This window comes from Niallia oryzisoli (assembly GCF_036670025.1).
GTDB lineage: Bacteria > Bacillota > Bacilli > Bacillales > Cytobacillaceae > Bacillus_BD > Bacillus_BD oryzisoli.
Genome location: NZ_CP137640.1, coordinates 3950835 through 3976756, shown reverse-complemented (window position 1 = coordinate 3976756; position 25922 = coordinate 3950835). Strand labels below are relative to the sequence as shown.

Annotated in this window: 24 protein-coding genes and 2 pseudogenes; 15 read left to right on the top strand and 11 right to left on the bottom strand. The window is 38.2% G+C overall.

What is annotated here, in order from left to right:
- Nucleotides 1-99: 99 nt before the first annotated feature.
- Entirely contained in the window at nt 100-687 is a 588-nt protein-coding gene (locus tag R4Z09_RS19970) for a TetR/AcrR family transcriptional regulator (protein WP_338448486.1), read from the bottom strand.
- Between the two features lie 231 nt (nt 688-918).
- On the opposite strand from R4Z09_RS19970, the gene R4Z09_RS19965 reads away from it, so the two are divergent.
- Genes R4Z09_RS19965 through R4Z09_RS19945 form a run of 5 tightly spaced genes read left to right on the top strand, consistent with a single transcriptional unit; the run spans nt 919 to nt 7100 of the window.
- Nucleotides 919-2505, top strand: a complete 1587-nt coding sequence (locus R4Z09_RS19965; protein ID WP_338448485.1) for an AMP-binding protein — start codon at nt 919-921, stop codon at nt 2503-2505.
- 16 nt (nt 2506-2521) lie between these two features.
- Nucleotides 2522-4090 (top strand): AMP-binding protein, encoded by a 1569-nt coding sequence (locus tag R4Z09_RS19960; protein ID WP_338448484.1) that lies wholly within the window; start codon nt 2522-2524, stop codon nt 4088-4090.
- A gap of 49 nt (nt 4091-4139) precedes the next feature.
- Complete coding sequence (locus R4Z09_RS19955) at nt 4140-5510, top strand: MFS transporter (RefSeq protein ID WP_338448483.1); 1371 nt, start codon at nt 4140-4142, stop codon at nt 5508-5510.
- A gap of 13 nt (nt 5511-5523) precedes the next feature.
- A complete protein-coding gene (locus R4Z09_RS19950; protein ID WP_338448482.1) occupies nt 5524-6693 on the top strand; it encodes a thiolase C-terminal domain-containing protein in 1170 nt (389 codons plus the stop codon).
- Nucleotides 6690-7100 carry a Zn-ribbon domain-containing OB-fold protein gene (locus R4Z09_RS19945; RefSeq protein ID WP_338448481.1) on the top strand — a complete coding sequence of 137 codons (411 nt, stop codon included), beginning with the start codon at nt 6690-6692 and terminating at the stop codon, nt 7098-7100. The genes R4Z09_RS19950 and R4Z09_RS19945 overlap by 4 nt, the downstream gene beginning before the upstream one ends.
- Before the next feature lie 77 nt (nt 7101-7177).
- On the opposite strand, the gene R4Z09_RS19940 is transcribed toward R4Z09_RS19945, so the two are convergent.
- Together R4Z09_RS19940 and R4Z09_RS19935 are read right to left on the bottom strand one after the other, a co-directional pair.
- A complete protein-coding gene (locus R4Z09_RS19940; RefSeq protein ID WP_338448480.1) occupies nt 7178-8206 on the bottom strand; it encodes an NADH:flavin oxidoreductase/NADH oxidase in 1029 nt (342 codons plus the stop codon).
- 149 nt (nt 8207-8355) lie between these two features.
- On the bottom strand, nt 8356-8853 hold the full coding sequence (locus R4Z09_RS19935; protein WP_338448479.1) for a DMT family transporter: 498 nt from the start codon (nt 8851-8853) through the stop codon (nt 8356-8358).
- 108 nt (nt 8854-8961) lie between these two features.
- Here R4Z09_RS19935 and R4Z09_RS19925 point away from each other — a divergent pair.
- Nucleotides 8962-9189 (top strand): annotated as a pseudogene (locus tag R4Z09_RS19925) (DMT family transporter); the annotation flags it as partial.
- 134 nt (nt 9190-9323) lie between these two features.
- On the opposite strand, the gene R4Z09_RS19920 reads toward R4Z09_RS19925, so the two are convergent.
- On the bottom strand, nt 9324-9638 hold the full coding sequence (locus R4Z09_RS19920) for a metalloregulator ArsR/SmtB family transcription factor (protein WP_338448478.1): 315 nt from the start codon (nt 9636-9638) through the stop codon (nt 9324-9326).
- A gap of 199 nt (nt 9639-9837) precedes the next feature.
- Here R4Z09_RS19920 and R4Z09_RS19915 point away from each other — a divergent pair, with 199 nt between their 5' ends.
- Together R4Z09_RS19915 and R4Z09_RS19910 are read left to right on the top strand one after the other, a co-directional pair.
- The gene (locus tag R4Z09_RS19915; RefSeq protein WP_338448477.1) at nt 9838-10335 is read left to right on the top strand and encodes a DUF402 domain-containing protein; all 498 of its coding nucleotides are present in this window, start codon (nt 9838-9840) and stop codon (nt 10333-10335) included.
- A gap of 621 nt (nt 10336-10956) precedes the next feature.
- On the top strand, nt 10957-11775 hold the full coding sequence (locus R4Z09_RS19910; protein WP_338448476.1) for a mechanosensitive ion channel family protein: 819 nt from the start codon (nt 10957-10959) through the stop codon (nt 11773-11775).
- Between the two features lie 453 nt (nt 11776-12228).
- Here the strand turns inward: R4Z09_RS19910 and R4Z09_RS19905 are convergent, their stop codons facing one another.
- On the bottom strand, nt 12229-13095 hold the full coding sequence (locus tag R4Z09_RS19905; RefSeq protein ID WP_338448475.1) for an amidohydrolase family protein: 867 nt from the start codon (nt 13093-13095) through the stop codon (nt 12229-12231).
- Between the two features lie 377 nt (nt 13096-13472).
- On the opposite strand from R4Z09_RS19905, the gene R4Z09_RS19900 reads away from it, so the two are divergent.
- Nucleotides 13473-13874: a thermonuclease family protein gene (locus R4Z09_RS19900; RefSeq protein ID WP_338448474.1), complete on the top strand. Its 402-nt coding sequence runs from the start codon at nt 13473-13475 to the stop codon at nt 13872-13874.
- 196 nt (nt 13875-14070) lie between these two features.
- Here R4Z09_RS19900 and R4Z09_RS19895 read toward each other — a convergent pair whose 3' ends face one another.
- From R4Z09_RS19895 to R4Z09_RS19870, 6 genes are all read right to left on the bottom strand, one after another.
- Nucleotides 14071-14523 carry a hypothetical protein gene (locus R4Z09_RS19895; protein WP_338448473.1) on the bottom strand — a complete coding sequence of 151 codons (453 nt, stop codon included), beginning with the start codon at nt 14521-14523 and terminating at the stop codon, nt 14071-14073.
- 105 nt (nt 14524-14628) lie between these two features.
- Nucleotides 14629-14943, bottom strand: a complete 315-nt coding sequence (locus tag R4Z09_RS19890; protein WP_338448472.1) for a MerR family transcriptional regulator — start codon at nt 14941-14943, stop codon at nt 14629-14631.
- A gap of 265 nt (nt 14944-15208) precedes the next feature.
- Nucleotides 15209-15937: a twin-arginine translocase subunit TatC gene (tatC, locus tag R4Z09_RS19885; RefSeq protein WP_338448471.1), complete on the bottom strand. Its 729-nt coding sequence runs from the start codon at nt 15935-15937 to the stop codon at nt 15209-15211.
- Nucleotides 15938-15993: 56 nt separating this feature from the next.
- Complete coding sequence (gene tatA / locus R4Z09_RS19880) at nt 15994-16227, bottom strand: twin-arginine translocase TatA/TatE family subunit (RefSeq protein ID WP_338448470.1); 234 nt, start codon at nt 16225-16227, stop codon at nt 15994-15996.
- Nucleotides 16228-16257: 30 nt separating this feature from the next.
- Nucleotides 16258-16800 (bottom strand): Rid family hydrolase, encoded by a 543-nt coding sequence (locus tag R4Z09_RS19875; RefSeq protein WP_338448469.1) that lies wholly within the window; start codon nt 16798-16800, stop codon nt 16258-16260.
- 36 nt (nt 16801-16836) lie between these two features.
- Nucleotides 16837-18465, bottom strand: a complete 1629-nt coding sequence (locus R4Z09_RS19870) for a flavin monoamine oxidase family protein (RefSeq protein ID WP_338448468.1) — start codon at nt 18463-18465, stop codon at nt 16837-16839.
- A 603-nt stretch (nt 18466-19068) separates the two neighbouring features.
- Between R4Z09_RS19870 and R4Z09_RS31140 the strand changes: the two genes are divergently transcribed.
- The 6 genes and pseudogenes from R4Z09_RS31140 (at nt 19069) to R4Z09_RS19845 (ending at nt 25226) form a co-directional block, all read left to right on the top strand.
- Complete coding sequence (locus R4Z09_RS31140; protein ID WP_422392203.1) at nt 19069-19299, top strand: thermonuclease family protein; 231 nt, start codon at nt 19069-19071, stop codon at nt 19297-19299.
- Nucleotides 19300-20052: 753 nt separating this feature from the next.
- Nucleotides 20053-20619, top strand: a pseudogene (locus tag R4Z09_RS19865) (DNA gyrase subunit A); the annotation flags it as partial.
- Nucleotides 20620-21189: 570 nt separating this feature from the next.
- A complete protein-coding gene (locus R4Z09_RS19860) occupies nt 21190-21726 on the top strand; it encodes a reverse transcriptase domain-containing protein (protein ID WP_338448467.1) in 537 nt (178 codons plus the stop codon).
- 664 nt (nt 21727-22390) lie between these two features.
- Nucleotides 22391-23635 (top strand): group II intron reverse transcriptase/maturase, encoded by a 1245-nt coding sequence (ltrA, locus tag R4Z09_RS19855; protein ID WP_338448466.1) that lies wholly within the window; start codon nt 22391-22393, stop codon nt 23633-23635.
- 867 nt (nt 23636-24502) lie between these two features.
- Nucleotides 24503-24631 carry a hypothetical protein gene (locus R4Z09_RS19850; protein WP_338448465.1) on the top strand — a complete coding sequence of 43 codons (129 nt, stop codon included), beginning with the start codon at nt 24503-24505 and terminating at the stop codon, nt 24629-24631.
- Nucleotides 24632-24758: 127 nt separating this feature from the next.
- Nucleotides 24759-25226 carry a hypothetical protein gene (locus R4Z09_RS19845; protein WP_338448464.1) on the top strand — a complete coding sequence of 156 codons (468 nt, stop codon included), beginning with the start codon at nt 24759-24761 and terminating at the stop codon, nt 25224-25226.
- Nucleotides 25227-25922: the final 696 nt, after the last annotated feature.

The following is a 25922-nucleotide window of genomic DNA, read 5'->3' as shown; positions in this document are numbered from 1 at the left end:
AAAAGAGTCTTTTAAAGAAATAGACTGAAAGTGAGGAAATGAATAAAAGACAGTAGCTTAAACGCTAAAAAAGTACTGATGACTATTCATCAGTACTTTTCAGCGTTTAATATAGATTTTTTGTGTATTGATCGTGACGATTTTGACTAGTTGCTCGGCCATATATTCGATAGGATGGTCAAAGTCATTTTTAATCCAATTTAAAATAAAACCAATGAGTCCATGGACCCGATAGGAGCAGAATAAATCTAGATTCATCTCTTTAGAAATGGCAGGTAAGAAGAAGTCTATGTCCTGATGGTAGTGATGCTCCATCGTTTGCAGCATACGCTCATGCAAATTGATTGGGAAGCTGCTGTTTAACAAGGTTTGATAGAATAATTTGTTTTCCATAAAATGTTCAAAAAGAGGGTATGTTGAAATCTCTGTAATGGTCATTTCTTGGTAGGACTTGTGTGGCTTGCGGTAGGCTGCAATCATCTGAGCCAACATGGTGTTGACCATTTCTTCTAATAAATCTTCTTTTTGCTGGTAATGAAAATAAAACGTTCCCCGATTGACCCCTGCCTTTCTGACAATTTCAGAAATAGAAATAGCTTCAAAGTTTTTTTCTTGTAACAGAGCTAACAACGCTTCATGAAACATCATTTTTGTCCGCCTCATTCGTTTATCTGGAACATTCATCATGAACAAAACTCCTTCTAAAAACTTTTTCATTTTTTCTTATACAAAAAGGTATATGGTTGTTTGATATTGTACAATTTCTACTTTGTTGCATATTGAACGCGTTTTCAATACCGATTAAAGTAAACTTACAACGTATTATATCACGAATATTCAGAAACTTATAAAAATAAACGGCGATTTTTTGTTAGATATTTGTGATTATGCCTATGAATCAAAAGGGGAGGCCTGGAAATGTACAGTGGAATAGCAACGTTCCATGAAGTTGTGGAGTTCCGTGCACAACAAAAGGGAGAACAAAGTTTTATTAAATTTGAAGAAAAGACAGTTACTTACAAGAAACTGAATGAACATGGCAACAAAGTCGCATCATTTATGACGTCGCTAGGCTTTCTTAAAGGGAATACTTGCGCGGTTATGCTGCCTAATAACGAGACATTTTTGTACTCCTGGGTGGGGTTATCCAAACTAGGGGTGATTGAAGTGCCTGTCAATACGGCTTATAAAGGTGATTTACTAGCCCATATTATTAATCAAGCAAAATGCAAAGCGATCATTATTGGAGAAGAATGGATTAATCGAATTTTGTTTGTGCAAGATCAATTAGAAACGTTGCAATACGTAATCGTTGATGGTGGCTGTCCAGAAGGATTGGAGACATCACTCCGGTGGTTCTCGTTCGAACAATTATTCGAAGAAGCTCAAGATACACAACCGAAAGTCTCGATTAGCCCACAAGACCCTGCTGTTATTTTATTTACTTCAGGTACAACAGGACCTTCAAAAGGGGTCGTGTTGAGCCATCGTGCGAATTTTAGTGTGGCCCAAACCGCCTGTGAATTAATGGATTATGACGAACATGATTGTTTATATTCGATGTTTCCGTTATTTCATGTAAATGCTCGCTACACAACAGTCTTAGTTGCACTGCTAGCTGGCAGCAAGGTTGTCTTACACAATCGATTCTCTGCCTCTCGTTTTTGGGATATATGCCGAAGAGAAGGGGTAACAGCCTTTAATTTTATGGGTTCGATGTTAACGATTTTAATGAAGCAGTCTGAGAGAGAGGATGACGCAGATAATCCTGTTAAGAAAATATATGGAGCACCTACACCACCAGGTCTGTATGAATCATTTACAAAACGATTTGAATTGACGATTACGGAAGTATATGGATCAACAGAACTAGGTACAGCAGCTGCGAATGTACCAGATCGTTTTAAAATTGGAGCTTGCGGGAAAGAAGTGCCTATTTATGAAATAGCGATCCATGATGAGGAAGGTTATCCTGTGGAGCTGGGCATACGTGGAGAAATTGTCGTACGCCCGAAAAAGGGGGCAGTGATGTTTAGCGGTTATTATGGGAACCCAGAAGCGACTGTAAATTCATGGAAAGATTTGTGGTTCCATACGGGTGATGTTGGTTGGATGGATGAGGAAGGTTATGTATACTTTGCCGATCGTAAAAAAGATGTGGTTCGTCGTAAAGGAGAGAATATTTCTTCTTATGAGGTCGAAAGTGTCATTAACCGGTACCCTCATGTACAAGAATGTGCCATTATCGGGGTTCCTTCTGAATTATCGGAAGAAGAGGTGATGGCTGTCCTCGTGCTAAAACCCAATAAAGATATTGAACTTAAACAATTGCTTACCTACTGCGAGGATCATTTAGCCCATTTTGCTATTCCACGATATATCCGAATCGTGCAAGAGTTACCAAGAACACCCTCTCAGCGCGTAGAAAAATATAAGCTCAGAGAAGAAGGCGTGACGGTAGATACTTGGGATCGTGAGAAAGTCCACTATCAAGTAAAGCGATAGAGAGGAGATAAGGAACATGTATCAAGGAGTAGAAACGTTTGGAGAAGTAGTTAAAACACAGGCACTCCGTTTTGGGGAACGTCGCTTTATTCGATTTGAAAAAGAAGACCTATCCTATAAGGAATTTCACGAAGGTGGAAATCAAGCGGCCAATCTGTTATTGGGATTAGGTGTTCAAAAGGGAGACCGTTGTGCAGTCATGTTACAAAGTAATCCTGCTTTCTTAATATCCTGGCTGGGAATAGCACGCATAGGTGGGATTGAGGTACCAATTAATACGGGACTTCGCGGAGATTTATTAGCATTTATTTTAAATCAAGCACAATGTAAAGTCCTTATTATTCAACATGAATGGATCGACCGCTTGAAACAAATTCAAAATAGTCTGCACTATTTAGAAAGAGTCCTAGTTGTTGGCGAAGGCGAGCATGAATTTGATTCCTTTGATCATTTATTGGCCCAATCCAGTCGTGAGGAGGTAATGATTGATGTACGTCCGACAGACCCTTCTCTTATTTTGTTTACGTCTGGCACAACCGGTCCATCCAAAGGAGCTATCTTAAGCCATAAAGCAAACTTTGCCCTATCAAGATCGTGTATAGACATTATGAATTATAGGGAAGAAGATCGTTTGTTTACTGTTTTCCCACTTTATCATGTGAATGCTAGGTATTCGACTATTTTGGCAGCGTTAATATCTTTAAGCGATGTTGTTATGCATAATAAGTTTTCGGCCTCACGTTTTTGGGATATCTGTCGTGCGGAAGGGATCACCACTTTCACTTATATGGGAACGTTAATTACGATTCTATTAAAACAGCCAAAACGAGACGATGATAGAGATAATCCAGTACGCATGATTCAAGGAGCTCCTTGTCCGGCAGAAATTTATGACGAGTTTAGAGAACGTTTTAATATTGAAATAACAGAAGCCTATGGTTCAACGGAGGTAGGAATCTGCTTAGCCAACCGGGCGAAATCGTTCCGAAAAGGTTCTTGCGGGAAAATCATCCCTATCTTTGATGTCAAAATCCAAGATGATGAGGGCAACGAATGTCCACCAAATATTACGGGGGAAATTGTCGTGAGACCAAAAGAACCTTCCATCATGTTTTCAGGCTATTTCGGAATGGAAGAAGAAACGGTGAATGTGTTTAGAGATTTGTGGTTCCATACGGGTGACCGAGGCATGGTGGATGAGGATGGCTATTTTTACTTCATTGACCGCAAAAAGGATGTCGTAAGACGAAGAGGAGAAAACATTTCTTCCTACGAAGTCGAACGCGTTCTAAACGATCATCCAGCCGTACATGAAAGTGCTATCGTCGGTGTTCCTTCAGAACTAACCGAGGAAGAAGTTCTGGCCGTGATTAAATTGCAAGCAGGGGCAGAGTTAGAGCCAGAAGAACTCCTTTCATTTTGCGAGCATAGGTTACCACATTTTTCTGTACCACGATATATTCGTTTCATTAAGGAATTTCCGAAAACACCATCCCAACGGATTGAAAAATATAAGCTTCGAAAAGAAGGAATTACATCTGATACGTGGGACCGTGAAGCGGTTGGCTATAAAGTGATGAAATAAAAAAGCAGGATCCCGGATATAACGATTTAACTAATTAAGGGGGAATACGATGGCAAAGATAAACGTGGTCAAGATGGTTGATGAAAGTAAAGTAAATCGTTTCCATTTATTAATTGTTTTCTGGGGTTTCTTTATATTATTAGCAGATGGATATGATCTAATGGTCTATGGTTCCGTCATACCGAGTTTAATGAATGAATGGTCGATGTCATCCAGCGTAGCTGGCCTGATCGGGAGTTTAACACTCATTGGTGGTTTGATTGGGAATTTATTGTTTGGTGTAGTAGCAGATATGATGGGAAGAAAAAAATCAATTATTATCTGTTTAGCTGGTTTTAGTATTTTTACCGTCCTTTGTGGTTTCGCAGCGGGAGTGATTGATTTTGCGATTTATCGGTTTATTGCCGGAATTGCACTCGGCGGGGTAATGCCGAGTGTCGTTTCATTAACCTCTGAGTACGCCCCAAAATCTGTTCGAAGCATGCTGGTGGGTGTGGCTTCTACAGGTTTTGCGGTAGGTGGGATTTTAGTGGCTCTAGTTGGATCTAATATGATTACGAATCTTGGTTGGCAGTGGATGTTTTATTTAGGGGGAATTCCACTTCTTTTCATCCCATTCATTATGAAAACTTTACCAGACTCATTAGGGCATTATATGAAAAAGAAAGATCGAAAACAAATCGAAACTGTTCTGAAAAGAATAGATCCAACTTATCAGCCGATGAGTGATGATGAATTTATCGCAGAGAAAGGGAAAAACAGCGGTGTTCCGATAGCTGATTTATTTAAAGAAAAACGCGCACGTTCTACCGTTTCTTTTTGGATTGCCACGTTCTGCTTACTGCTGATGGTCTATGGTTTAGGAACTTGGCTGCCGCAATTGATGGTTTCCGCCGGGTATGCACTTGAATCCAGTTTAACGTTCTTACTTGCACTTAATTTTGGGGCGATGTTTGGTCAAATCGGTGGAGGCCTTTTAGCGGACAAGAATGGTTCAAAAAAGGTGCTTACGATCATGTTTACAACCGGTGCAGTAGCGCTTGCACTATTCGGTTTATCATTTGAAGCGATTATTCTTTATTTACTTGCTGGGGTGGCAGGTGCTTGTACAACGGGAGGGCAAGCGGTCAACAATGCTTATGCCTCTGAGTTTTATCCGGCGCATATGCGTTCCACTGGTGTCGGCTGGTCCCTTGGTATTGGACGCTTTGGTGCCATTGTCGGACCGATGATTGGAGGACTCGTATTAGATTCTTCTCTCCCTCTTTATGCGAACTTTTTAGTTTTTGCGATCCCAGGAATCATTGCTGCCATTGCCATTTCATTCGTACAGGATAAATATAGCAAACGCGTACCAAAGAATCTTGATAAATCAATCTTACTGCAAGATGTACCTGCTGATGAATTAGCGAAACCATGAAAGGGATGAAGTTATGGAAAGTTTACGAGGAAAAGTAGCAATCGTCGGTGTAGGGGATACAGAAGTAGGAATTGTTCCTCATTTATCCGCGAACCAGTTATGTATAGATGCTGCGTTAAAAGCGTTGGATGATGCAGGGATGACAAAAGAAGACATCGATGGATTGATTACCTGTAATTCGTGGGCTGAACCGATTTTATACCATGCAGAAGCCATGGCAGAATACCTACAAATCAAACCCAAATTATGTTATAGCGTTTTAACGGGCGGCGGAACAACGTTCTCCTTAATTGAACATGCGGCAGCTGCCATTGCTTCTGGAATTTGTCATACCGTCCTTATTTCAACAGCAGACAGTCTTCGCAGTGGTTTAACAAAGGAAAAAGCAATGAATACGCAAGCATCAACAGGTCACAGTCAATTTGAGTCACCCTATGGTCCTACAGTGCCTTCATTATATGCACTAATTGCAAGAGCCCATATGGATCGTTATGGGACCACTTCGGAGCAATTTGCCAGAATTGCAGTCGCATGTAGGAAACACGCCAACTTAAATCCAGCTGCCCAGATGCGTGAATTAATTACGGTAGAAGATGTGGTCAATTCTCGTATGATTGCAGATCCACTCCATTTATTAGACTGTTCTCTTATTTCGGACGGAGGGGCAGCGGTCATTGTCACGAGTGCAGAACTTGCTTCTGAATTCAAACAAAAACCCATTTATATGCTCGGTGTAGGGGAAGGTCACCACCATGAACATATTAGCCAAGCATTAAATCTAACAACGTCTGGAGCAAAAGATTCAGGGAGACTTGCTTATGAAATGGCTGGTTTAACACCGCAAGATATGGACTTTGCACAACTTTATGATTGCTTCACGCCAACGGTTTTAGTCGAACTTGAAGACTTAGGTTTTTGTGAAAAAGGAGATGGTGGAGCCTTTGTAGATAGTGGTGCCATTGAGTTGGGTGGTTCGTTACCTATCAATACGCATGGCGGCTTGCTTTCACATTGCCATCCAGGTCATCCTGGTTCAATGTTTGCCTTAACAGAAGGGGTTAGACAACTAAGACATCAAGCGGGTGAAAGACAGGTTGAAAATGCACAAGTCGGTCTTATTCATGGTCAAGGCGGCATAATGTCAAGTCATACCACATTAATTCTAGGACGTGAGGTGTCATGATGGAACATTCGAAACTGATCCCGGTGCCAACAATTGAAACGAAACCATATTGGGATGCCTGTCAACAGAAGAAATTATCTGTTCAAAAGTGTGAGGCCTGCGGTCATATACAGTTTTATCCACGTATCATGTGTACGGAATGCAGCAGTCGGAACGTATCATGGACGGAAGTAAGCGGTGAGGCAAAAGTGATCACATATACAATTGTTCATCGACCGATTTTGGATGCCTATAAAGAGGAAGCTCCCTATATCTTGTCCATCCTAAAATTAAACGAAGGCCCCACGATGATGACCAATATTATCAATTGTCCATTAAATGAAGTCCATTGCGGGATGAAAGTGGAAGTAACGTTTAAAAATTGGGGAGAGGACTTTTTAGTACCAGTTTTTGAACCAAGGGATTAAGATACTTGACCCATTAGAAACAAAAGGCAATCCTGATATTGTGAGGATTGCCTATAAGTGTTTATCTTCAATGATAATTAAATATTAAATCCGGTTAAATATTGTTTTGGTATAGAAGTCTCTTTTTTAAGTATAGTTGCAGCTTCTAATGCCCAATGAGGGTTTCTTAACATTCCTCTTCCTATAGCTACAAGATCGGCATCTTCATTTCCAATAAAAGAGTTAGCTAAAATAGGGTCATCCAATCTTCCAACTGCAATCACTGGAACATTAAGGGCGTTCTTAATATCCCTTGCAAGTGGAACTTGATAAGCAGCATGTGTACCAGGTCTTCCACCTGCACCAATAGGACCTTCTCCACCTGAAGAGACGTGAAAGATATCTACTCCTGCTTTTTGATATTCTTTCGCAAATGCAATACTTTCGTTAATACCGTATCCACCTTCAACATATTCCTTGGCGGATATGCGCATGATTAAAGGCATATCTTCTTGCATTTCGTCTTTAGCAGCTTCAATAATTTCCCGACCAAACTTAGTTCGATCCTTACCATATTCATCTTCTCTCTTATTTGTTAAAGGAGAATGGAACTGATGAATTAAATATCCGTGCGCACCATGGATTTCTATTGCGTCAAATCCTGCTTTTACTGCACGCTGTATGGCCTTACGAAATTTTTCTACCATTTCTTTTACTTCATCAGTTGAAAGTGCCCTAGGTGTTTTTGAATTTTCATCAAATGGAATAGAAGAAGGAGCAACAGGTTCTTCAGTATCTTCTGCTTTACGTCCAGCGTGAGCAATCTGGATACCCACTTTGGCGCCATAATGATGACAAGCTTCAACAATTCGTGCTAGAGGAGGAACTTGTTCGTCTGACCATAATCCTAAGTCAAAGTCTGAAATACGACCGTCAGGTTCTACATCTGTCATTTCAATGATAATAAAACCAGCACCACCGATTGCTCGATTTACATAGTGTAAGTAATGCCAATCAGTAGCAATTCCATCTTTCTTTTCCACCGAATATTGGCACATTGGAGGCATAACTATACGATTTTTTACTTCTAGCCCTTTCAATTTAAAGGGACTAAATAAATGTTTCATAATAAAAACTCCTTTTTCAAATAATTTTATTTATATTACCTACGATTTTACGGGATAAAAAAATATCATGAACGCAAGTCAACACTAATTATTACTCAACAAACTAATTAGTAAAAAAATCTGTCTAACTTTTTGGGGTCACTTCAACCCTATAATGCAGCATTTTTGTATGATTTTACATGTTGTGCATCTGTTTCTTCGCTTGTGCGTTTATTTCCTTTATAGATAAAATATAGGGCAATAACCATAAAAAGTAATGCGAAGGTGCGTTTAATATCTAGCGCTATTACTAAACTATTAAACCACCCAAAATGATCAATAAGCATACCGATTACCAGCTTACCAGCTATACCAGCAATATTGGTTGCAATGACGCCAATTCTTGGTACCGCCATGACAGTGAGAAGTAAGTATAATGTCCCTAAAAATGCAGCGCTTAATTGCCATTTGGGTGCCTCCGAAATCGCAAGTATATTTCCTTGACCAAAAAAAAGCATAAAAATGGCTAAGAACATTGTTCCAGTTATAAAGGTTAAAAGTGTAGTTTCAATTGTTCCGGCTTTTCGACTAAATGTACCATTGATAGACGATTGTGCGCTTCGTGTAATACCTCCAAATATGGTAAATAGAATCATTAATATACCCAATTTTAGACCTCCTAGTTAACTAAAATAAGTGCTACCATCATTGATATAACAGCAAATATTTTCTCTTTATTGATTCTTGTTTTTTTGCTGCCAAGCCAACCATAATGTTCAATAACCAACTTTTTTATGGGATCAATCATCATGGTCCTATTATGGCTATTCTTTGGGAAAGGTAAGCTTTCATATGCTGTTGAAGCACCTAAATGGTCACTGCTTGGGGGTGTTTTAGGGGTAGTTTATTTAACATCTATTGTGGTTAGTGTTCCTTTTGTTGGCGTTGGGATAACAATGGTTGCAGTCATTATTGGTCAACTGGTAATGAGTAGCTCCTTCAAAGCTTAGTGCGGCACCGGCTAATAACGCTAGTAGATATGAGAAGTAACGCATCTAATAAATCCTCCTAAGTACTATATATTTATATATCTAGAATAATCGATATAAGTTTTTGTAAAAAACAGAAATCATTCAACTTAGATTTCTGTTTTAAAAAATTCAGCAAACTGACGAATAACTTCTTCGTTTCTTCTATAATAGGTCCATTGACCATGACGAACTGATTCAAGTAGACCAGCTTTCTGCATCATATTTAAGTAGTGGGACACCGTAGATTGAGAAACTTTAGCCTTTTCTTGTATATCCCCTACACATACTCCGCCTTTGTAGCTTACCTCCTTTGGCAGATGAGCGCCTTGTTTAGGGAAATGCTTCTCTGGTTCCTTTAACCACTGTAAAATATTAAGTCGGATTTCGTTTGACAATGCCTTAAAAATATCGATTGGTTCCATGTTACAAATTATATATCGATTTTTTTCGATATGTCAATATTGAAAATTAAAGTTTATTACTATATTCAGTTTTTGTTTCTGAATGAGTATGTGAAGTAATGTACTTCAACTATGGCAGCCCGAATCTTACACTAAAGAGGGAGTATAGTATATATTTGATAAAATAATTTATAAGTTTTTAGTGGAATGGGGAAATAAAATGAAAAAAATCATTAATATAAAAGCATTAAAACACCCAGATATTCCTCACTACGAGTGGCAAGGAGAACTAATTGAACAAACATCTGATTATGTAATAGTTCACTGTAAACCAGGAACGCAAATTATACATCACACAAAAAACAGGACATACACAACAAACAATGATTGGCTTGATTTTTTCTTTATAAAAGAATGGTACACAGTTTCAATAGAAATTGAACATGGAAAGATAATTACTTATTATTGTAATGTTGCTTTACCTCCAGTAATAAGTAATAGCCAAATCAGTTTCGTAGATTTAGATTTGGATTTTGTAAAAAAGCATAATGAGACTTGGAAAGTCGTAGATGTAGATGAGTTCGAACTTAATAGTTCTAAATATGACTATTCAGCTAAGCTGAAAGAAAGTGCTTTGGAAGCTTTAGAAAAGTTGAAAAGGACAGTAATTAACAAAGAATTCCCATTTAACAATGAAGTTCTTAATTTGTTAGATTAGAGTTAATTAAAACCTCATTATTCAACTAACGAGTGGCTTTAGTTGATTGGAAACACAGAGACGGTCTGCTATATCATCTCAAATTGAATGAAACGGCAGAACCGTCCCCGTGTATCTCAGTTTGATTTGTTTGGAGATTAGCTTCCTGTTTTCTTATTACGTCTAATTTATCGTCTTTACGAATCAGGATTGCATCCCTTTCCAAAAATCAAACTAAATTCCCATTGCTGTATGGAAGTTCCGATTTTGCATTATTATTTCGAGCAGCAACTTCGTATTTCAAACCTCGTTCCTCTATCGCTTCTAACTAATATCTCTTTAAAGTCATAGGTTACAGTTTTAAAAGTTGGAATATTTTGATATTTAATGAAATAGATTAAATGTCCTCTCAAATGCAGGTACAAAGAAGTGATAAAAACAAGGTGCCGGGTACCTTGTTTTTGTTTTAATTTCCATTTAGAAGCGGAAAACACATTATGGCAATATAATCGTTCCTCAAGAACCCCAAATAGAGCTTCTTTTTTTAATGTAACCATGTTATCGTAGGTTTGTTAGGAAAGGAAGTTTTTTCTCCTTATCCACATAAATTTTGTATAGATAGAAATATGAGGTGTTGATTGAATGTTTTTCTTGGAACTATTCAAGCAGTTGCCCGTAAAAATTTTAACGGTGGCACTGCTGATTATACTAACGGTCTATTTGATCCGTAAATCCATCAAGCTTTTCTTTGACAAAACGAGTATCTTAGATGAAAAGCGGGAAGAGACATTGATGCATTTCGCCAAACAGGTGACAAAGGTATTGGGATTGGTCTTCTTCTTTATTTATGTGCTTAGCCATTACTTCGACCTAGGAAAGCTCGTCACTGGTTCGGTGGTGGTGGCAGGTGCCTTGGCATTAATCCTCCAGCATATCATCCGCGATTACATTATGGGGTTGACCTATTTGTTTGAACGCCAAATTTATCATGGAGATTATGTCATAATCAATGGAAACCGTCAGGGGAAAATCGAGGAAATCAGCATACGCCACCTGAAGATCCGCCAGTATGACGGATACCTTTATACGGTCTCCTATAGCAGCATCACGGAACTTCAGAACGGGAACCGAGGGATGCGCCGGGTGAACGAAAGCCTTGTACTGAACTATAAGCAAAATCCCGACGATGCCTTCAAGGTGATGGAGGAAGTGGCACAAACATGCAACGAGAAATACGGTAAATACCTGTTAAAGGATGAGAACGGCGTTCCAGTGGAGTGGTTCAAATTCAACCAAATCACCGAACTGAACGTGGATTTCATGGGTAACCGGTATTCATTATCAGGTCTTGTGAAGGAAGCGGATTTTGTGGAAGCTAGCAAAAAGGTAAGATATGAACTGGCGATGGCTGCCTACAAGAACGAATTGATGATGGCAGAGAGCCTCAACACAAGCCATTAAAAATCACAAAAATTCTCTCAAGAAACTGCAGGTGTTACTTCACAACAAGAGGACCTTTTATAGAATTTTGACATATGGACAGTCCATTGTTCCTGCGATTCATTTTTGTGTGATAATGCTTTAATCTAAATATATTGCTGAAATTAAAAGAGACAGTGACGATCCAGAAATGGATGGTGACTGTCTCTTTCCATTTACTAGAGCGTCCTAGCAGTTAGATGTAAATGATTTAGAATGTAACTGAGGCATCATGACTCATGAAAAAACAAAGTATGGAAAGGATAACGATCGGGAGAAACAGTTCCATCCTATTGAAGGCTATATAAAAGTGTTTAAGTAAGGTATCATTGGCATTTATCTCATTACTGTTATGTCTTTTCTGTACCTCCCATGACTTAGTCACGAGTGTTCTCGGTTATTTCATAAAAATATGAATTTGATGAAATAAAGGTCTTAGAATGAATCAATCAGCTCCAAAAAATTTTTTCCTAGTATGTATTCCTTTTGAAGAACAGGAATTTGAAGTGAATCGATCCAGCTTCTCTTTTCACCATAATCATCTTGATTAAATTGTTTCATGCCATAGGGACCATCACAGCCATAAAGAATTTTTCGATAACCTAAGGTATCCACTGCCTCCTGCACAATCGATGGTGTCAGATAATCGCTTGAGGTGTCAACAAATACATTTGATTTATCTCTTGTATATTTCCATAGTTTCCTCCAAAATGGGAGTCCAGCGTGTGCGTAAATGACCTTAAGTTCAGGGTATTGTTCCGGAAAGTATTTATAGGAATCTCTTTCAGATGACAGATGAATAATCATTGGAATTCCTTTTGCTTCACACATAGCCGCAACAGGATCAAGTGCCCTAATAGAATATTGATGCATAAATGGATGAGCCTTGACTCCAATAAAACCTGGTTGTTTGAGAAAGTATTCGACTTCTTCCACGGATTCAGGAATCTTAGGATTCACGGCTGCCCATCCTAGAAAACGATCTGGAAATAGCCTGATTGCCGCAGCTACGAGATCATTGTTTGGTTTCTTATAGATTTTGTATGATCGGCCATAAAGGTTGAAAAAGCCGTCACGAACCAATCCATCATAAATAGGAAAACCTATAGGAGGAACATGTAGGATGAGGAAACGGAATAGGTTTTGTATATGGTGTTGAATGGTGCTATCCACTTCAAACATCGTTTCGTTCATTGGCGCAATCAAGGCCGTTTTCGTTACATCATTTTGATCCATCCCTTCTATCATTTTTTCTAGTGTCAACATCGTTTCATCTATATGAAAATGGCAATCAACGATCATATTCATCCTCTTCTCTGAATGATCATATCATTCTCTTCATTATCTGCTTAACGTATCACATATCAAGTACAATAAATCTATATTAATCATGATATCATCATATGAAGCAATGAAGAGCAACTACTAATTAATTATTTTCGGATGGGAAGAACTTAGGGACAGCTCGACCTGGGACAAAGGGACAGGTCCGTTGACCCAAAAAGGAAAAGGCGCTTAAGGGGATTGGAGTCAGAACTATATCAATGTCTCGAGTAACTTCTGCATTTGTACAAAATCCAAATGAATGCTGGTGAGTGAAGTGGATAAAACGATAGTTCAGAAAGAAGAAGTCTGAAAAATGAGGATGACTGAAGAATCGGAAAAGGGAACTTAAAAAAATGCCAATCGTTCTGTTCATTTCCGACGGTGATACCTTAACGATCAACCTTAATGGAAAAAAGGAAACCATCCGCTTGCTGCTTGTCGATTCGCCGGAGAGTGTTCATCCTGAAAAACAGGTGCAGCCATACGGCAAAGGATCGTACTTCTTTGTCAGGAGTCTTGCCCCAATTGGAAAAGAAATTCAGGTTGAATTAGACGTATGTGAAAGGGATAAGTATGGACGCCTGCTGGCATATGTGTATGTGGATGGCATCATGCTCAATGAGTTACTGCTTGAAAAGGGACTGGCGCGAGTGGCATATGTGTTTCCACCGAACACAAGGTATGTGGAGAGATTTAGGAAGATTGAACGGAAGGCTCAGGAGCGAGGAGTGGGGATTTGGGGGAAGGTACTATAATAATCTAGAAAGGTGAGCAAAAAACTTTCATCTTGTAATCTTAAAAACAAAGTGGTCAATGTGCAGTTCACTAACTCTGAAACCTGTGATTTCAAACATGGGAGGTTCATAACTCTGATATCCAAAAACCCCCTTTAGACAAAGCATATCCAAAGGGGGAAATGACAAATATTGTGTCTTTATGTTAAATCTGTATTTAGACATCTTTGGTGTTAATTGCTGGACTTTTTTTCTTCATAGTTGTGCCTAGTATGATCAATGCAACATAAATAACGATGGCAATCAGATCTATTACCGTATCCGTAAGAGCCGAAATGTCAAGTATTGCCGTTACGCCAAGTATGACGATCAGTCGGACGCACAGAATCGCTACGATCATCCATGCGGCAAAACGGATCTTTAATCGCTCACTTTGGAATGACATGAATATGAATGCGATCCCGAAGACCAGGTTTTCCGCCGTGATAATGTGCCAAACATACATGAACACCACCCGGGAGTCCATGGACATCCCCCTAATGTCGAGCGAGGAATGCCCATTCCATGCATGCGTGACGGCGAACAGCATCGCAAGAAGGCCAGCAATCAGATAATAAAAATTCCTAATCTTGATGTGGATCACAACCCTCCATAGAAATTCCCGGTTCATTCTCATGGATATCCTTGTAGAGCTCTCGGACGAATTCTGCCAACCGTTGATCGCTTTCGTTATTAAAATCCCTTAATGTATCAGCAGCAATGTTAAGCAGTTGGCTCACCTTTTCCAGATGGTTAATCTTCTTGCGCGTTTCTGCGTTTTTTGCATCGAGGAACGCAGCAAACTCTTCGCAGAATAGATATTTTCCATCTTGCGGAAACTCAAATTTTCTTTGATTTCGTCAAGAGAAAAGTCTGCATACCGCATAATCTGAATATTCATCAAGTCTATGAGGTCGTCCCTTGAATACCAGCGGTACCGATTGCTTTTCCGAGTCGGCGATACGAGCCCAATCCGGTCATAATACCGAAGTGTTTCCTTGGACACCCCAATTATCTGCGAAACCTCTTGTATTGAGTAATGTTTTTCCATGAATCCAGAATATCATTTGAGTTGACTCCAATGTCAATAGTTTTTTGATTTTTCTTTATAATTAGAAATCTATCCTTAAAAATATTAAGATTGTATTCTTAATTATCAATATTTATCTTTTTAAAATTTGGTGGGAAGTCTAAGTTCTGCTAATCCTCTGCCGTAAATACCAACACGTTCCTCCCCAGCATGTGTTTGCAACGGGCTAAAACCATTTTGAGTCCTGAAGTAAGTGTTTCCTTGGTACTTAAACCATCACGTGTATTTAATTGGCCATTCCCAACTCTGTTGATACCTTCTTTTTATAAACGATCTTAGAAATGCCAACACTTAATTCGTATAGCAGTAGGAGGGGAACAGTGACCAAGAAATCAGAGATGATATCTGGGGGAGTAATGGCAATAGAAACGACAACGAGAACAAAATAGGAAACTCTCCGTGCTTTTGCCAGCCTCACTGGATTGAGAATTCCTAGCCTTGTTAGCAATAATACGATTAATGGCATTTCGAACAGAAAGCCAAATGGTAAACTAATGTGAATCAAAAATTTGAAATATCGATCTGCTGTATACATCGTTTCAAATTGACCCGCAGAAAGATTGACTAAAAATCCAAGTACAAGTGGAAACAAAACAAAATAACCGAAGCCTATGCCGATGATAAATAAAAGGAAGAATCCAGGGATCATACTTAATATGATTTTTGACTCTTGTTTTGTCAATCCAGGAACAATGAACCTCCATGTTTGATAGACAAATACAGGGATGGTTGCTGCTATTGCAACGACAGCAGCGAGCATCATGTATAACCACAAAATATCACTCGGGCCCAAAACGGCTAGTTTCCCATCGAAGTCTCGAAGAATCCATTGATAAATATCCTGGATAAAGATAAATGCTCCCACAAAAAAGATCAGAAATGCGATTAAAACCACGATGATTCGTTTCCGAAGTTCCTCTAAATGTTCAAGGAGATTCAGCTCTTTCTGATTCACCCTAATGCCCCCTTAGAAAAAAGGTAGACGGTTGACCCGTCTACCCCATGATTAAATTAGGATACAACTGATTTTTCTTCTTTCTTTTCAACGGCTATTAATTCAGGCTTCATTTTTTCTTGCTTAATTTCACTTTCATCCTCGGAAACCAGACCTTTCGTTGCATTCTTGAATTCGGCTAATGTATTACCAAAGGCTCGTCCGATAGCAGGCAATTTAGATGGTCCAAAAATAACAAGGGCGATAATGAGAATGATAATTAAACCGGGTACCCCAATATTTTGTAACAATAGGATTCACTTCCTTTCTAGTTTCGGATATTACTTATTCTTATTTTTAAAAGTAACCTCAGCTTCGATTTCAATCAGATAATCAGGGCTTACCAGACTTTCCACACCAACTGTAGAACGAGCTGTTTTCACTGGATTTTCTTCTGTATTAAAGAACTCGGCATAAGCATCAAACCAGCCTTGATAATCTGGTTTATTTCCTTTGTTTGGATCTGGGGCAACATACACACGAAGATAGGTCACATCGTTAAGGGAAAGACCTTTTTGCGCCAAGTCTTCTTCCAATTTCGTTAAAATGCCGATGGCTTGTGTTTTAGTATTCCCATATTTTTCATAGGTTGTTATTCCGTTTTTATCTAAAAGGGGAGGGACGGTTCCACTATACGAAATTCGGTTATAATTTTGCGGAACAGCTACTGAACTAGAAATGGATGAAGTCGGTGAGCCAAAAAAGGTGACTTTATTGATTTTTAGCAGGTCGATGACATTCCCTGCAGAAGCCATGGTGGCACCTGCTATGACACTTACCCCCATAATCGTTGCAGCAATCATGGATTTCGTATTTTTTTTCATAAAATTAGCTCCTTATCCAATTTAAATTATTTTGGTTTAGCCCACAGTAGCAGGAGACTTGCCTTCTTTTAACACTTCTTTATGAATTCGGCTTACCACAATTCGGGCTGATTCAAAAGCACCTGCCATCCATCCCGTTAAATAGCTAAGATGTTCTCCAGCTAGATGGATTCGGCCTTGAGGTTCATTTAAAATAGGGTAGTAGTTTTTAAGATCCGATTCGGTGTATTCAGCCCATCCGCCCTGATTATATTGAATTTTATGCCATGCAACCGAAAAGGAATTTTCAACTTCTTTCTTATACTGTGGATGTATTTTGGCACCTTGTTCTAATGCAAGAGCTTCTCTTTGAGAAAGGGATAGATTACCGTATTTCACAGCATTTTCACCAAAATTATAATATCCAATCAACACACCTTTTTGTTGTGTTAAATAGCCGCTAGATGGATACCAAATTTGTGCGATGTCCATATTTGTGGTGGTAATTCCTCCAAGAATACGTTCTTCATTCTCCCAGAATCGATTTTTAAATTGGAAGGCGATTTTTCCCGTTTCCGCATAATGGATATTCTTAATCGCATTTTTCATAGGTTCTGTAAAATCGGCTGGTATATTTTTCAGTACAGGGAGCGGGATGGTACAAATACAATAATCTCCTGTGATTTCCTTTGTGTTTCCGTTTGCTTTTGTTTGATAAACAATCCGAACGCCATCCGAAGATTGTCTAATTTCTTGAACTTCAGCACCAAAAGTGATGACTCCAGGCAGTTGTTTTTCAAGTGCCTTTGGTATTTGATCAATCCCTCCAACCGGTTGGAACATCATTGGCTGCTGTTGGAAGCTATAATCACCACTAATGTTATTCATCATTCCTGATTGAAGAAGCTGGCTAAAGTTATAAGGGGTATCGACTTCTCCTGGCTGAAGTCCTCCACCAGGCAAAATTTTATACCCCCTGCGGTTTGACCCGTGATATGTAAAATCACTCGACAGTCCACCTTCTCTTTTTAAATAATCTCTTAATCTATCAATATCATCTTTTGAGAGTGGGGCATCAAGGGAGGCTTTATCTGCCACTTTTGCTAATAGTTCGGATACATACCCGCGAGCATCCGTTTTGATGGTCCCTTTTCGGATTTTGGTATTGGAAAGGGGACCTGCATTCTCTTGATAATAGTAAGTGAATTCATTTGAGTTCGCGAAAACTTCAAGTTCAACCCCTAGCTCCCGGCAATAATCAATCGTGATGTGATGCTGTGGAATTCGGGCAGGACCTGCATTCATATAAAGTCCTTTATCAAATTTAGCGGTTTGCTTCACACCGCCAATTTCTGTTTCAGTTGTCCCCCCTCGAACCGTCCAGTTTCGGCCACCGGTACGATCTCTTGCTTCAAGGATTGTACAATCATAACCAGCCTTTCTTAATTCATAAGCTGCGGTCATTCCAGCAATACCTGCACCTAAAATGATAATTTTTTTGCCATTTTTATTGGCCATCGTTAAATCACTTTTCTTCGGCGCTTGGAATTCTTCGGCACTTGCCAAAGAGTGACCTAACAAACCTAAGGATTCCATGGCTCCCCAAACGGCTACCGTACCACCGACTTTTCCAGCATAGTTAAGAAAATCTCTTCTTGTAATGACTTTACTTTGATTGTTTTCCATTTGCCATCACCCCTGGTTATAAATTAAATCTAGTAACACAACAAGTTTTATTCGATTATTGCTGTGTTAAGTAGATTTACAAGCTGATTATAGTTCGAAAAACTCCAAGTGTCTCAAATCATGTGAGAAAATATAACATTGCAAATTATGAATGAAAAAATGCTAGAATAGGTTATTTTTTCATAGTTTTAGATCATAAAAGAAAGAATTATAGGAACGAAAAGACTATAATGAGAAATCGTATTTAAAACTATTTGGCTGATATTATTAGGGGAGTATGTAATATTGGTCACTCATTTATGGGGAGAAGGGATGGTAATCTGGTATGCCTAATGGATGATAGAAGATGGATGGAAACTTTAAATGGAAAGGTTAATCAAAGGTTTATAAAATAGGATGTTTATCTGTGATTGCTATTGTAAACACAGGATCATTTATTACCGCAGGTTTACTGTTAAACACCCAGGATTAAGGAACTGATTTTAGTATTGCCACCTTATGATTTGTTGACCAATTCAAAAGAAATTTGAAGGAACTCTGTTGTAGAGACTAAAAATGGTAGAATATTACCATTAGCATTTTGAAGTTAAGGTACCCTTTGATATGCCGGAGAGCGTACGTCCTGAAAAACAGGTGCAGCCATACGGAAAAGTATCGTGCTCCTATGTTAGAGGTATCGCTCTTGATGGAAAAATAATCCGGATTAAATTAGATGTATGTGAACGGGATAAATACGGGCACTTGCTGGCGTATGTGCGTATTGATGGTAAAATGTTCAAGGTCATTCAAAGGAAGTCCCAGGAAAAGAGAGTTGGGATATGGAGGGGAAGGTAACACAACTAAATATGTAATAAATGATCATATCCAACTTTTTAAATTGAAGATTTTAAAGGAGATTGTGAAGCAATGTAATTAAAGTAACGGTGCAGTTTACTTTAAGAAGGATTACTTTAACCACCCCTAGAATAATAACAAATTGAATTTTTAATTTTGGAATATATTCTAATTTCATTATAAAGAACGCTAACCGATATGATTAACGTTCTATACATGATGGAAGGGGACACGTAGGTGGCGGATTGATCACAGTATTAGATTCAATAAAACGATCTCTGATTATGCGAAAGCCCAGACGCTTCTAAAGTAAGACTGAACGATACGATTAGAAGGTCAGGAGCAGTGTTTTAATATAGAGTTGGAGTTGGATGAGAACAATGGAAGTTAACAATATCTCTTAAAGCAACCGAATATTGATTCCATCTTCCGCCGAAAAACCTATAGCCATAAACTCTTTGATGCCCGACAGTCGTCAAAAAAAACCAGAAATTGTCTCCGTTTCTAAGCCACAAATACGTGAAACGAAAGATACAATTTTCAAGACCCCAGGGACTCTGCGCATAGGTTGGATTTTGTCGTATATATACCATAATTCGAGGTTCACTCCTTATTGAAATTAGACATATAACCAGTTTATTCTCAGGGTCAAAGCTTGGGTTGGATGTATGCCTATTAGCCCTCCTACATTCAAATATGAATGAAGAAGCTTATATAAAATTGTTTAAGGATGGGGCAACTATTTTTATTAAGAACTCAGCAGCTGCCATGCGTTATACAGAGGCGCGTATGTCTAAAATATCAATGGAGTTATTAAGAGATATCAATAAAGACACCATTGATTATCAAGATAACTATGATGGCGAAGAGAAAGAACCTGTTGTATTGCCATCTCGTTTTCCTAACCTGCTTGTGAACGGTACTTCCGGGATTGCGGTTGGAATGGCGACGAATATCCCGCCGCATCAGCTTGGTGAGGTTATCGACGGAGTTCTTGCTGTCAGCCATGACCCAGAGATCACAGTGCAGGAGCTTATGGATATTATTCCTGGTCCGGATTTTCCTACAGGTGCGATGATTCTTGGACGAAGCGGTATCCGAAAAGCTTATGAAACAGGCAGAGGTACGATAAAAGTTCGTGCTAAGGTTGAAATTGAGCAAAAATCGAATGGAAAAGAAGTTATCATCGTTAATGAGATCCCATATCAGGTTAATAAGGCAAAACTTATTGAAAGAATTGCTGAATTGGTACGCGAGAAGAAAATCGATGGAATAACGGATCTTCGTGATGAGTCTGACCGTAGAGGGATGCGAAGTATCTCTAATCCTAAGTAAATTATTAACAGTTTAAATAAAACATGGAGTTGTTCAACTAACTGGTAGTTGTGCGGCCGAGCATAGGTCGTATCATATAACGGGTGGGATTCCCGTCGAGCAAGAACTAGCCATTCACTCGTAGCGAGTCTTGGAGGGCTAAAGGTAACTTTAGTCTTTAAGCGTAGACAGTTAGGTAATGGGCCGAAAGCCATATGGTTGAAGGGATTGAGCCTCATAATGTTAGTAAATCGAGAGGGCTGATGTTTTAACTGCGACAGAAAGCAACATTTCATTATTCGTAATGGCAAGAAGAATGGAACCTCTCTGGGGTCAGAGACCTTGGCACGTTACACATTGATATGATACGGCAACTCGGGAGACCCTATCGGTCTTTTCTTGTTAGAAGAGTATGGTGTACAAGCGATACAAAGTAAGGAAACCAAATGCCGATTAGGGAGTCGGATAGCAGCGTAGTACCAATGAAGTTGGGTAATGCCAATGGAGGAAAGGCTAGCTACCAGTTATCACCCTTACTAGGGACACATTTACTACACACAGAGGTAGGGATAATAAATGGAAACAAAACTACTAAGGATAGCAGAGTTTGCAAAATCTGATCCTAAAATGAAATTTACATCTCTTACGCATTTATTAAATGAGCAATCACTAATTCAATGTCATCATGAGTTACCTAACAAAAAGGCAACTGGGGTTAATGGTACAACTAAAGAGCAATACAGTGAAAATCTTAAAGAAAACATAGAGGATTTAGTAAATAGGCTTAAAAGCAAAAGTTATCGTCCTGTTCCAGTAAGGAGAATGTATATTCCAAAGCTCAATTCAGACAAAAAAAGACCATTGGGAATACCAGAACATGAAGATAAAGTTGTACAAAAAGGCATTACAAAGATATTAAATACGATCTATGAGAATAATTTTCTAGACTGTTCCTTTGGATTCCGTCCAAACCGTAATTGCCATGATGCTTTGAAAATACTGAACTATTACATTGAAAAGAGATCAGTAAATTATATAGTTGATGTAGATATCAAAGGATTCTTCGACAACGTTGACCACACATGGATGATGGAGTTCTGCAAGGTGGAGTAATATCTCCGATATTAGCTAACGTTTATCTCCATTACGTCCTAGACCTATGGTTTGAGAAAAGGGTAAGAAAACAGTGCAAAGGACAAGCATACATAGTGAGATATGCAGATGATTGTGTGCCACGAAAGCAAGGAAAGTGTGCCTAACGGCACCCCCAATAAGCTATGCTGCACTTGAGATGAGAGTAGGCCTCTCGCAATCGCTATACAGGTAGAGATTGCAAACCACCCTAAGGTGCTGTAGTCAAAAGCTATGGTATTGAGCGTTAGGGAAAAGGCAGAGCAAGACTCTGTCAGGTACGTATTAAGGAGACGAAAACCACTGAACCGCTGAAGAAGTATCGAAAGCGTAAGGATGTCATCAAAACTGAGGGGGAGTCGTTAACTCAGGATAAGTTCGGAGGAAACCTGTTTACTGTCCGTTCGGTGACCGGTATAAAGGCGGCGTGAACTTAATATAGGCTTGGGTGTGGAACGTGGGAACCTACGACATGGATGCTAAGGGAGAGATTTCAAGTGGGAGCCCCACAAGAATCAGAGTACCAATGCCATGTATAGGGGCGGAATAACTCGTAGTAGCTATGAAACCTTCTAACGGAGATGGAGCAAAGGGGTTATGTTATTCAGTTTTATTAACAGGTCAACCATTAAATTGGGAGGAACTTATGAATAAGACAAAGCCGTACAATATATCCAAAAAGGCAGTTTATGAAGCCTTTCTTAGAGTTAAAGCAAACAAGGGGTCAGCTGGAATTGATCATGAGTCAATAGAGGAATTTGAAGTGAACCTAAAGGATAATCTCTACAAACTGTGGAACAGAATGTCCTCAGGTAGTTACTTTCCACCAGCAGTTAAAGCTGTAGAGATTCCAAAGAAAGCTGGTGGCACTAGGACATTAGGAATTCCAACTGTTACAGATAGAATTGCACAAATGGTTGTGAAACTGTATTTTGAACCCTCAGTGGAACCTTTCTTTCATGAGGACTCTTATGGTTATAGACCAAATAAAAGTCCCATCCAAGCATTGGAAATAACTCGTAAAAGATGTTGGAGATACAATTGGGTTCTGGAATTTGATATTAAGGGCTTATTCGACAACATTGATCATGGGTTATTAATGAAAGCAGTGGAAAAACACACAAGTATTAAATGGGTGAAGCTATACATTGAAAGATGGCTAAAGGCACCTTTTCAAACAAAAGAAGGAGTAAAAGAACGTACTTCTGGCACACCGCAAGGTGGAGTCATAAGTCCAGTTCTTGCGAACCTATTTCTACACTACACATTTGATAAATGGATGACAATTAACCATCCTAATAATCCATTTGCGAGATATGCAGATGATGCTGTCATTCACTGCAAGTCAGAAGCTGAGGCAATAAGACTGCTTGAATCATTAAGCAATAGGATGAACGAATGTAAACTTGAACTACATCCAACTAAAACAAGAATTGTATATTGTAAAGATGCAGTTAGGAAAGAATATCACGAAAATATTTCGTTTGATTTTCTAGGATATACGTTCAGGCCAAGACGTTCTAAGAATAGATGGGGAAAGCATTTTATTAACTTTACACCAGCGATTAGTAACAAATCTAAGAAATCAATTCGGCAAAAAGTAAGGGATTGGAAGCTACAGTTAAAAGCTGATAAGGACCTTACTGACCTATCAAATATGTTTAACTCAAAGATAATAGGCTGGATAAATTTCTATGGGAAATTCTACAAATCAGAAATGTACCCAACATTAAGGCACATCAACAAAGCCTTAATAATGTGGGCAAGAAAGAAATACAAAAGGTTAGCTCGTCACAAGAAAAGAGCAGAACATTTCTTAGGTAGAATTGCAAATCAGAATCCCAAGTTATTTAAACATTGGGAAATAGGTATTAAACCTACGGCTGAATAATGGGAGCCGGATGAGCTGAGAGGTTCACGTCCGGTTCTGAGAGGGGCTACTGGGGAGGTTCCAGTGGTCTACTTGCCTTGTTTGTAGTTTTCAATCTAAAAGTGAAGCTGAACAATTCTTTGAATCATTAAAATTGAGACTAAAGAAATTTAACTTAGAAATAGCTGAGGATAAAACTAAAATTATTCCCTTCGGAAGGTTTGCGGAGAAAGATGCAAAATAAAAGGGAAACAGTAAACCCTCAACCTTTGAATTCCTAGTTTTTACACACTATTGTGGGAAAAGCAAACAAGGTAAGTTCCGAGTGAAACGGAAGTCAAGTAGGAAGAAAGTCCAAGGCAAACTCAAAGAATCTAAGCAATGGTTGAAGATTAATAGAAATAAAGATATTCATATCATTATGGATAGATTTAGACGCTCTCTTATAGGTTATTACCATTATTATTGCATCACAGATAATACCCAAAGTGTAAACAAATTCAGAGACAAAATCGGATACTTACTGTATAAATGGCTCAATAGAAGAGATCAAAGGAAATCATTTAATTGGGATAAATTCAGACTCTTTCTTAATAAATACCCATTACCTTACGCAAGAATTAAGGTTAACATATATGACTTAAGAAAAGAGATTAGCTACATTATGTGAATGATAACTAGGAGGAGCCGTGTGCGTTAATTGCGCAAGCACGGTTCTGTGAGGGGAGAGGAATACAATCTACCGTGAGGTAGAGAGATTCCCTTCTACTCGACTAGTTGAATAGGAAATCGGGAATAATTGGAAAAAATTCCAAATTGAAAAGGGGACATTAAAAGGTTAAATTTTAGTTGCCATATTATTTAAGTATTTCTGGGGGAGATTTTTCTTTGGGTGAAGTAATTAATGTTGGAAGCAAAATTAACTGGTTTGATGTAGGTTATCAAATTTTTATAATTGTACTGTTGATTTCATTGATTGTGTTTTTAATTAAAATTTTCAAGAAAGTGAAAAAGTAAGAATATTTAAGTAACCGTGCGTTTCTGCAAAAAGCAGGAACGCTTTTTCACTCACGGGGCAGTTTAATTGAAGAGGAACAACTGATAAAATAGCTATAAATCAAATTTAAAAAGGTGTTGTTATTTTGTGGGACAAGTAAGATTGTACAGAATATCTCTGCTATTAATATTGGTTTTTATGGTTGCAGGAATATTATTGTTTATATTGTCCATTATGGCTTTAAGGGCTGCCCCCATTATGTCAATTTTGATGGTTATTTTTTCAACTTTCACGATAGGTTCTTCAATTTATCTTTGGCGAAAAAGAAATGAAGGTAAAGGATTTTATTGGGATGATGAAGGAATTGTAATCGACTTAAAAGGAAATAAGGTTTATTGGGATGAAATTGAAGACATTCAATTTTTTAAAAGTAGTACCACCAGTTTTTCAAAGGCTACTGTAATTTACCCTCACTATACAAATCACAAAAAAATAAGAATGCGTCGTAAGAAGTTTCTGCCAACATCTGCACATTCAATTAATTGGATTTTAATCGAAAAGCCAAAGGAATTTCACAATAATTTAATGAAAGTTTGGGAAGAAAAAAATAATTAGCAAACATAAAGTCAGATTGCCATTGTTAAGATATATTATGGATTTTTGGATGGTGTTAATCTTGCTGAGGATACCTAATCTTTACCCATATTTTTTATTTATACTTGGTATTATAGTTATTGGCAGATTTTTATATAAGGATTATGCAGATTATTTTGATTTAGCTTTTATTATCATTTTATTACTTCAAACAATTTATTTGTATCAAAGGAAAAAATCAAAAAGACATCAACGTTAATATCCAAGATACTAAAATTGTTGAGTATTTCTTAAACAATGAGTCTTTTAGAGTTGTTGCTGCAACTCTTTTTCTTGTTCCAGGTTCAAACGAAAATATGTGACTTTGTGAAAGAGTGTAATTAAGCTAACGGGTAGCAATAATTTAGGAGAGAATTTCAAGTGAATGACAAGATTATGGAAACATCTTTTGATGAACTATACTCAAGTCTTGCAGTAGCCCCTTTGTATAATATCCAACTGATATTTTGTATAGGCTACGTAATTTTCACACGAAAAGACAAAGGGATTTTTGTATTAATATTTGAAATTTATTCCATTTTTATAATTGTTAATTATCTCGTTGCACTTTATTATCATTTCTTTCACTAACCGGTGCGATTGTTCAATTAGAGCAATCGCTTCTTGTAAAACGATGCAGGATAGTTGAAGAAAAATTAGGTACATTAATAATTAATG